8 protein-coding genes are annotated in these 8,988 nt (G+C 55.5%); 6 read left to right on the forward strand and 2 right to left on the reverse strand.

From position 1 onward, the window contains the following. Positions 1-275: 275 nt before the first annotated feature. Positions 276-875, reverse strand: coding sequence for a permease (locus Mhypo_RS16045; protein WP_119342265.1), 600 nt, complete (start codon positions 873-875; stop codon positions 276-278). Further along, positions 872-1,159 (reverse strand): ArsR/SmtB family transcription factor, encoded by a 288-nt coding sequence (locus tag Mhypo_RS16050; RefSeq protein WP_240637295.1) that lies wholly within the window; start codon positions 1,157-1,159, stop codon positions 872-874. Before Mhypo_RS16050 ends, Mhypo_RS16045 begins: the two co-directional genes overlap by 4 nt. A 153-nt stretch (positions 1,160-1,312) precedes the next feature. Here Mhypo_RS16050 and Mhypo_RS16055 point away from each other — a divergent pair, with 153 nt between their 5' ends. The 6 genes from Mhypo_RS16055 (at position 1,313) to Mhypo_RS16080 (ending at position 8,498) form a co-directional block, all read left to right on the forward strand. Then, on the forward strand, positions 1,313-1,657 hold the full coding sequence (locus Mhypo_RS16055) for a DsrE family protein (protein ID WP_119342266.1): 345 nt from the start codon (positions 1,313-1,315) through the stop codon (positions 1,655-1,657). 8 nt (positions 1,658-1,665) lie between these two features. After that, positions 1,666-2,070, forward strand: a complete 405-nt coding sequence (locus tag Mhypo_RS16060; RefSeq protein ID WP_119342267.1) for an OsmC family protein — start codon at positions 1,666-1,668, stop codon at positions 2,068-2,070. After that, entirely contained in the window at positions 2,067-2,792 is a 726-nt protein-coding gene (locus Mhypo_RS16065; protein ID WP_119342268.1) for a sulfite exporter TauE/SafE family protein, read from the forward strand. Before Mhypo_RS16060 ends, Mhypo_RS16065 begins: the two co-directional genes overlap by 4 nt. 481 nt (positions 2,793-3,273) lie before the next feature. Next, entirely contained in the window at positions 3,274-4,164 is an 891-nt protein-coding gene (locus Mhypo_RS16070; protein WP_119342269.1) for a 4Fe-4S dicluster domain-containing protein, read from the forward strand. A gap of 9 nt (positions 4,165-4,173) precedes the next feature. After that, entirely contained in the window at positions 4,174-5,295 is a 1,122-nt protein-coding gene (gene nrfD / locus Mhypo_RS16075) for an NrfD/PsrC family molybdoenzyme membrane anchor subunit (protein ID WP_119342270.1), read from the forward strand. Beyond that, complete coding sequence (locus Mhypo_RS16080; RefSeq protein WP_119342271.1) at positions 5,292-8,498, forward strand: molybdopterin-dependent oxidoreductase; 3,207 nt, start codon at positions 5,292-5,294, stop codon at positions 8,496-8,498. Before nrfD ends, Mhypo_RS16080 begins: the two co-directional genes overlap by 4 nt. Positions 8,499-8,988 lie beyond the last annotated feature (490 nt).

An 8,988-nucleotide genomic window follows, 5' to 3' on the forward strand; every position in this document is an offset into this window, starting at 1 on the left:
CCCCCACGTGCTCCGAGAGAGCACACAGCATGGTGAGCGGTGGATGTGTTGTACAATCTCCTTGGGGACAGCGTTCCCCGCGCACCTTGAAACTTGGAGTAGGGGGTTCCATCGGGTAGTCCGATGGATAAAACTCCAAACGAACACCCGTGGCAGAGCTAGAAGCATTGCGCTCGCCTGCCGATACGGAGTCAAGGTCCTTTCTGGGCTCGGACGGAGCCTTCGGGGATGGGCGCTGTGCAAACAGTTCCATCATGCCCGAGAAGCCCCGCTCTTCAGAGTGGGGAGTCGTCACTTTGGTACACAAAAGGCTCGACGTAGCGCTCGAGGCCCATCCGCCCCAGCACCAGCCCGGCCACCACCGCCAGTGTGAGCCCCGACACCAGATACAGTGCGGCAATCTTCCAGCCAAACAGGGTATAGAGCAGCACCAGAGCCACCTCGTTGACCATAGGGCTAGCAATAAGAAAGGTCAGGGTGATGCCCAGCGGAACCCCTGCCGAGACAAAGCCGATAAATGCTGGAACCGCACTGCAAGAGCAAAAAGGTGTGACTACCCCCAGCCCGGCGGCCAGCAGGTTGCCCAGACCTATGCGCTTCCCACCCAGCAGGACTCGAGTGCGCTCCACACTAAAAAAGCTTCGTAGCACAGCCACAGCGAAGATGATGGCGACCAGCAGGAGAACAATTTTGCTGGTGTCGTAGAGAAAGAAGTGAATGGCCTCTCCCAGGCGGGTTTGAGCCTCCAGTCCCAAAAGCTCGTATACCACCCAGTCCCAGAAAGGCAGGATGCTGCGGTACAGGACAATCCAGGCCAGGGCCGCCAGCCCTACCGTCAGCCAGGGAGAGGTTCGCCTTAGCGGTACGCTGTTCATAACGCCTCACAGGTGCATAGAGTGGAATGGGCCTGGGGTTGGGGTATGGCCTCGCGAAGCTGCTTCAGGGTTGCTTCGTTCAGCGAGTAGTCAATCCAGCGCCCCCGCCTGACTGCATGTACCAGCCCGGCCTCGCGTAGCACCCGCAGGTGGTGGGACAATAGATTGGGGGCGATATCTCTTAGCCCTGCTTGGATTTCGCATACGCAGTGCGTGCTATGTTCAAGTAGCTTCAAGATCCGCAAACGCGTTGGATCCGCCAAGGCCTGATAGCCTTGCACCATTACATCAATGTTGATTGAATTGTTCACGATGCGAGTCTAACGACTCCCTTCGGCCGGGTCAAGCCGACAGATGTCCTTGCGCTACCAGGGCGTGCGCACTATGATTCAGTAAGTATTGAATCAAAGACGATTGATATAAAAAGGAGGAAAAAGATGAGAAAAGTAGTGATTCACGTTTTCCACGCCGACGAAAGCTCACTAGGGGCGGGTTCGCATGTTGCTGAGCGGATTCGCCAGGTGATGCAAGAACGGGCCGTAGATCTGGAGGTGTATATCTTTGGTCCGGCTGAAAGGGCTCTTTTGAACCCGGCCCTAGAAGACTATAACGCAACCTTGGATGGGCTTATTGCAGCGGGAGTACCGGTCTACACATGCTTGAACACCGCCAAAGCGCTCAACGCTGAGGAAACTTTCAATCAGCGGGGCTTTCGGCTGGCCTACGCGCGGGACAAGTTTGTGGAATATGCCCTCGAGGGCGCAACGGTCATAAGCTTCTAGGAGGGAGTGTGCAAACTTATCAAGTTCGGGTTGAGCGGGTAGATGCGCAGCATGCACGGGCCTTCGTTCGCTCTTATGCGCTAGAGCTGGGGGCCCGCCGGGCTGACACGGAGGCAGGCTTCAACCCGGTGGAGACGCTTCTAGCGGCGACAGGAGCTTGCTTGCTCACGAGTTTGCAGTTTGTGGCCGAGACCTCGCGAATTCCACTTGATGACGCACGGGTGGAACTAGAGGCTACTCGCCAGGACAAGCCACCTATCCTGACGCGGATTCACTACAACCTACATTTGCAAAGCCCAGCACCCCAGGAGCGGCTGCAGCAGCTGGTGGCGCTGGCCCAGCGCAACAGCACGGTGCTGCAAACCTTGGCCCAAGCGGTGGAGCTCGAGGGGACCTGGGAGGTGGTGCCATGAATGCTTTGCTGGTGGGCGGATTGTTTGTTCTAGCCGTAGTTTCGGGGATGCTGGGGCTGGGCGTGGCTTTTGCTGCGGTGCCCTTTCTGTCTTTTTTTCTGCCCGATCTAGTGCATCAGGTGCAGCCATTGTCGCTTCTGCTGAATGGGGTGACGGCCCTGTTTGCAGTGTTCGGTTTTGCTCAAAGCGGCTATGTGGACTGGCGTAAAGCGCTTTTGCTGGCATTGGTGACCACCTTGTTCGCTCCGTTGGGGGCTTGGCTGGTACAACGCGTACAGGTGCAGTGGGTTTGGTGGATTTACCTGGGGGCGGTGGTTTACTTGGCCTTCAACCTGTTTCGTCCCGTCAAGGCAGCGGTAGCCAAGGAGAACTTTACCCTGGCTCTGGTTCTGGCTGCCCCCATCGCGATCCTATCTGGATTTTTGGGCGTGGGGCCGGGTTTCTTGCTAATGCCCACGCTTATTCTGACTGGACACGATCCTAAAAAGGCCGCTGGCATCAACGCCTTTGCGGTCACCCCACCTTCTTTTTCTTCGTTTCTGCCCCACCTTGAAACGGCTCGGCTCGACTCTAGCATGACTATCACATTGCTGCTTGTTGGCGCCCTGGGGTCGTACCTAGGCTCGAGGCTCACCAGCCTGTACGTTCCTCCGGCGCGAATCAAGCAGATATTTGGTGTGCTCATTGTACTGGTGACCCTGTACAGAGTTTCACAGCTTTGAGTGGCCCATAATAAGCTTCCCACCCCAACATGGCTCGAGGCTTTACTTTTACCAGCTTTGGCTTGTTCGCGGGTGAAGGGTCATACTGAAGGGTGTGGCCCAAAATCAACCAATAAACCCAAACAGCAAATCCCCCAACCTCTCTCGAGGTTGTCACCGTTGTACGCAAGGCCCCACTTTGGCCGCTTGTTGTGTACTGCGGAAGTCAGCTTTCGCTATGTAATTCGCAGTGAGTGAGGCTGCAAAACGAGTTCGGGGTTAGTTTTGACTTTGGTTGAAACAGGGACACACGCATGCTGAAAGCAGCGGATACCTTTCTACCAATACCGTCGCAAACTCATCTCCGGCAGTATCACACCTGATTTATCCCATCTAGCACGGCTTGAAACTTAATTGCGCAAAATCAGTAATGTGAGCAGTAATAAGCATAAGGACAACTGCCCCTTCGATACCGGCTAGCCTTGGTTACAGGAGGCGGCGTATGCCACAAAACGGTGTCAGTCAGACCCAAGATCTAGAAAACCGCAGGGCCTTCTTGGGTAAGTTCGCCAGTACGGTTTTTGCCGGAATGGTGATGGGGGGGGCTGCGGTCAAGGCTGAAGAGGTTAAGAAACCGCTGCAACTACCCAGCCAAGCGCCAGGTGGCCCGATTCAGCCCGAGCTCGAGTACGAAGATGTGCTGGTAAGGATGCAACGAGAACTCGAGGCTGCCCAGCAACGAGGCGTCACGCCCAAATGGGTGATGGTAATTGATACCCGCAAATGTGTGGGTTGCCACGCCTGTACCATTGCCTGCGCGGTGGAAAACAAGCTTCCGCCAGGGGTGGTGTATCGTCCGGTTATCGAGGAGCAGATAGGTGAGTTTCCCAACGTCTCCTGGCGCTTCACACCCCGTCCTTGCATGCAGTGTGATAAGCCTCCTTGCGTGCCGGTCTGCCCGGTCGGGGCAACCTGGAAAAGTGAAGATGGCATTGTGGACATTGACTATAACGCCTGTATTGGCTGCCGATACTGCCTTACGGCCTGTCCCTACCAAGCTCGCACCTCAGATTTTGGCGACCGCTGGACCGACGGTACCCCCGGCCAGGGAAAAATGCCCTACGAAGAGCTGCCGATGTTCGAATATGGTAAGGAATGGAAACCCGAGGGACACAAAAGCCCGGTGGGTAATGCTCGCAAATGCCACTTTTGTCGTCACCGTCTGCAGCACGGGCTGCTTCCACAGTGTGTAACAAGCTGTATCGGGCGGGCTACTTTTTTTGGGGATGCCAACGACCCCAACTCACTGGTTTCCCAGCTTATTCATAAGCCGAATGCCACCCGACTCAAGGAGGAACTCGGCACAGAGCCACGGGTCTACTACTTGGTCTAGGAGGAAAACATGAGTCGCACGGTAGGTTGGATTTTGTTTGCAATCCTGGCGCTGGTGGGCGTGGTGGGGGTATTCCTGCGCTTTACCAGCAGCCGTGATCTGGCCGCTTATGGGAGTTACATTCCCTGGGGATTATGGGTAGCCACGTATATCTTTTTTGCCGGACTCTCGGCAGGTGCTTTTGTGGTAGCGGTGCTGGGCCACGTATTTGGAGTAGAGCGCCTTCGTCCGGTTGCCCCCCTAGCCCTGGCTATCGCGCTGGCCTGTCTAGGAGCGGCTTTAGTAACGGTTTGGTTCGATCTGGGTCACATGGAGCGAGTTCTTAACGTCTTTCTACGACCCCATTTTTCCTCCATGATGGCCTGGATGGTCTGGCTGTACACGGCCTACGCCATTGCTACAGTGCTGGCGTTATATGGTCTTTGGCGCGGCCTTCCGAGCCTTACCCGCATCGCACTGATGGTCGGTACCCCGCTGGTGGTCTTCTACCCCGGAGCCGCCGGCGCGCTTTTTGGCACGGTAGTAGCCCAGAGCCTCTGGCACAGTCCGGTATTCCCAATTCTGTTCTTATTTGGGGGTGTGCTTTCGGGAATAGCCCTGGTGACCTTCGCAACAGTGTTTTTTAGCCGCAAGGATAAAGACTATACGGATCGGGTTTGGCTGCTAGGGCGAATTACGCTAGGCCTTTTGTTGATGTACTTGCTTATAGAGTGGGCCGAGTACTCCATTCCCATGTGGTATCAGGTGGGGCATGAGTTTGAGGCCTTGATGGGGGTGCTTTTCGGACCGTATTGGTTTGTGTTTTGGATTTTTCATCTTTCGCTGGGCATGATAATACCTATCCTGCTTTTGGCGCTATGGCCGCGTAACCCGCTGGCTGTGGGCATAGCGGGACTATTGGCATCTTCGATGTTTTTGTCGGTCCGCCTGAACCTGGTCATCCCCAGTCAGGTACAGCCCCAGCTCGAGGGCCTGGTTAACGCCTACCGTGACCGTCGCCTGAGCTATACCTATCTTCCCACCCTATTTGAGTGGTCGGTGGTCGCCTTCTCGGTAGCGTTGGCCATTGCCATTGCGTATGGAGTGGTTTGGTTTTTGAATCGTGAAAAGAAACTTGAGGTGACCCAATGAAAAAAATACCACGCCGCGATTTACTCAAGTTGGGGGTTATTGGGGGCGGGGGGGCTCTGCTGGGCAAGCACACTGCCGAGGCGTTGCAGGCCAGGGCTGCAAGCGTACCAGGTAGCTACCCCATCCAAGAGGCCGAGAATACCTTGTACTCTGTTTGTTTGCAGTGCAATACCGGCTGCCCTATCAAGGTCAAGCTATATGAGGGCGTAGCTGCCAAGATTGACGGTAATCCCATTACGCCCTGGACCATGTACCCTCACCTGCCCTACAACACCGACCTAAAGCGTATGGCGCGTGTAGATGGGGCGCTGTGTCCAAAGGGGCAGTCGGGTATTCAGAGCGTCTACGACCCGTACAGAATCCGCAAGGTGCTCAAAAGAGCAGGGCCCCGGGGTAGCGGTAAGTGGGTAGAGGTTCCATTTGAGGAGGCTATACGGGAAATCGTTGAGGGGGGACAGATTTTTGCCTCGATAGGTGATACCAGGAACTATCCTGCTCTCAAGGACTACTGGGCTTTGCGCGATCCCAAGGTCATGAAGGCTATGGGCAAGGCCGTGGATGCCATTTGGGCCGAAAAAGACAAGGCCAAAAAGAAAGCCCTTGTGGAGCAGTTCAAGGTTGATTTCAAGGACTACCTGGATACCCTGATTGACCCCGATCACCCCGATTTGGGCCCCAAAAATAATCAGGTGGTTTTCAGCTGGGGGCGCCTCAAAGGCGGACGCACTGATTTCTTCAAATGGTTTTTTGACTCGGGGTTTGGCACGATTAACCAGCATGGTCACACCACGGTTTGCCAGGGCTCGCTCTACTTCACCGGCAAGGCTATGAGCGAGCAACTCGACTTTGACGAGAAAAAGGGCAAGTTCGACTGGACTGGAGGAAAGAAGTTCTACTGGCAAGGCGATCTGAGTGGAGCTGAGTTTGCTATTTTTGTGGGTTCCAATGTTTACGAGGGTGGTTATGGGCCCCCCCTGCGAGTTAACCGCATTACGCAGGCCGTCACTGAGGGAAGACTCAAATTTGTGGTGATTGATCCTCGAGCTCAGAAGGCTGTAGCGCACGCGGCGCGCTGGATTGCTCCCAAGCCCGGTACCGATGCGGCCATTGCCCTGGGGATGATTCGCTGGATTCTGGAACAGGGCCGTTATGACCGCAAGTACCTCTCGGCAGCCAACAAGGCTGCCGCAAAGTCAGTCGGTGAGCCGACCTGGAGCAATGCGGCCTGGTTGGTCAAACTCGACGATAAAGGCTTCCCGGCCAAGCTACTGCGGGCCAGCGACCTGGGACTTCCTGCTTTTCAGAAAACTGTTAAAGACACGGCCGTCGAGTTCGACCCGCCCATCGCCATAGTCAAAGGAATTCCGACTCGTATTGATGTGCAAAGCGAGGAGGAAGCCGTTGTAGGCGATTTGTTTGTGAATACGACCTTGAATGGCATCCGGGTCAAGAGTGTGTTGGAACTAATCCGCGATGAAGCCAACAAAGAAAGCCTCGAGGGCTGGGCCCGGATCGCCGGCATCCAGCCAGAGGACATCGCTTGGCTGGCTTACGAGTTCACCAACCATGGCAAGCGGGCTGCCATTGATATTCACCGGGGTGTTAGTCAGCACACCAACGGCTTTTACAATGTGCTTGCCTGGTACACTCTGGCAGCGCTGATCGGTAGCCACGACTGGCAGGGTGGACTGGTACAAAACAGCACCTACGACATACTGGGTGAAAAGGCCGAAGGCCCCTTCTTCCTAAAGGAGCTCCATCCCAGGAAACTCACCCCCTTTGGAATCTCCATCATTCGTCATGGCGTGAAGTATGAAAACACGACGATTTTTGAGGGATATCCCGCCAAGCGTCCCTGGTATTACAACGCATCTGATGTCTACCAGGAGGTACTCCCCTCAGCAGCTCAGGGCTATCCCTATCCTGTAAAAATTCTATTCCACTATATGGGCTCTCCAGCCTATGCCCTACCCGCCGGTCATACCCAGATTGAGGCCATGCTCGACCCAGATAAGATTGGCCTGATTGTGGCCTCGGACATCGTGGTGGGGGATAGCTACGCATACGCCGACTACATCTTTCCAGACCTCTCTTACCTTGAGCGGTGGGAGTTCCACGGCTCGCACCCCAACGTAATCTGGAAAACCCAGCCTCTTCGCCAGCCTACCATTGCGCCGATTCCTGAGACGGTAAAGGTTTTCGGGGAGGAGATACCCATTTCGATGGAAGCCATGCTCCTGGCCCTTGCCGAGAAGCTGGGCATGCCGGGTTTTGGTGAGCAGGGTTTTGTGGGTGGTCTGCCCTTCAAGCGGCCCGAGGACTTTTATCTGAAGATGGTGGCCAACCTGGCCTATGGCGAGGCCAAGGATGGCAGCAAGGCCGTGCCTGAGGCAGACGACGAAGAGCTCGAGTACTTCGCCAAAGCCCGTAACCACTTGCCCAAGAGCGTGTTCGACCTCGAGCGCTGGAAAGCAGCCATTGGTGAGGCACACTGGCGTCGTGCGGTGTATGTGATGAACCGCGGAGGACGCTTTGAAGACTTCAAAAAAGCTTTCTTGGAAGATGGTACGGTAGCCCACAAATACGGTAAACAGGTCAATCTGTATCTCGAGAAGCAGGCTGGCGCCAAGGATGCCATGACCGGCCAACCCTACTATCCTCTAGCGGCGTATTTCCCTGCCTATCTGGATTCAACCGGCCAGCCTATTGCCGACGCGGCGGAAGGCTACGAGCTCAACCTGCTTACCCACCGTATCATCACCATGACCAAGAGCCGGACCATCTCCAACTACTGGCTACTCAACGTGCAGCCGGAGAACTTTATCGCTGTTCCAACAGAGGACGCCAGGCGCTTGGGGCTGCGCGATGGGCAGAGGGTCAAGGTGGTCTCCAAGAGTAATCCTGAGGGAGTCTGGGATTTGGGTAATGGCCAGAAAAAGCCCATGATCGGCAAGGTCAAGGTGGTGCCCGGACTCCGCCCCGGCAGTGTGGCTTTTTCGCTGGGCTATGGTCACTGGAGCTACGGGGCTGCCAACATCGAGGTGAATGGAAAGGTCGTGCGCAGTGATCCTCGGCGAGCGACCGGTATACATGCAAATGCGGCCATGCGGGTCGACCCGGTGCTCAAGGATGTGACCCTCTCGGACATCGCAGGCGGTAGCGCAGTCTTCTACGACACCAAGGTTCGGCTCGAGCCGGTGTAGCCTGCTACCTCACCAAAAATCCCAAGCCCGCTGCTTGGGATTTTTCTATTCATGCCGGATGCAAAAAGACAATTGACAAAACCAAAAACCCCATAGGTTGTCTTTTTGAATCCTGGAGCACAACCCACACGGATAAGTGTCTCCATCATCGAAATGTGAAATGAAACCGAAACGCCTGTAGGGAATTGCGCCAGGTACGCGATTGCTGCATCCGCTGGTTTCGCCAACCTACCCTGGCGCAACTTAACTGTGGTCGGGTTGAGTCGTCGCCGAATAGTGACGAACCAACCAAATCAATAGAGGGAAAACGTTATACCGGATTCAAAAAGACAGTTTACAAAACCAAAAACACTAGAGGCTGTCTTTTTGAATCCTAGAGCACACCCCTCCCTTGAGTACCGGCGCTAGCCGGGGGCCGATGGCCCTTCACTGTCGGTCGGCGAAGAAAGCGTCTCCCTTCCAAGGGGCGGTATCGCCCTCCGCTACGCGG

This window comes from Meiothermus hypogaeus, assembly GCF_003574035.1.
Lineage (GTDB): Bacteria > Deinococcota > Deinococci > Deinococcales > Thermaceae > Meiothermus > Meiothermus hypogaeus.

Coding starts and splice junctions, on each gene's coding strand:
- Mhypo_RS16045 (WP_119342265.1), bottom strand. CDS start 875: ATGAACAGCGTACCGCTAAGGCGAACCTCTCCCTGGCTGACGGTAGGG.
- Mhypo_RS16050 (WP_240637295.1), bottom strand. CDS start 1,159: ATGGTGCAAGGCTATCAGGCCTTGGCGGATCCAACGCGTTTGCGGATC.
- Mhypo_RS16055 (WP_119342266.1), top strand. CDS start 1,313: ATGAGAAAAGTAGTGATTCACGTTTTCCACGCCGACGAAAGCTCACTA.
- Mhypo_RS16065 (WP_119342268.1), top strand. CDS start 2,067: ATGAATGCTTTGCTGGTGGGCGGATTGTTTGTTCTAGCCGTAGTTTCG.
- Mhypo_RS16070 (WP_119342269.1), top strand. CDS start 3,274: ATGCCACAAAACGGTGTCAGTCAGACCCAAGATCTAGAAAACCGCAGG.
- nrfD (WP_119342270.1), top strand. CDS start 4,174: ATGAGTCGCACGGTAGGTTGGATTTTGTTTGCAATCCTGGCGCTGGTG.
- Mhypo_RS16080 (WP_119342271.1), top strand. CDS start 5,292: ATGAAAAAAATACCACGCCGCGATTTACTCAAGTTGGGGGTTATTGGG.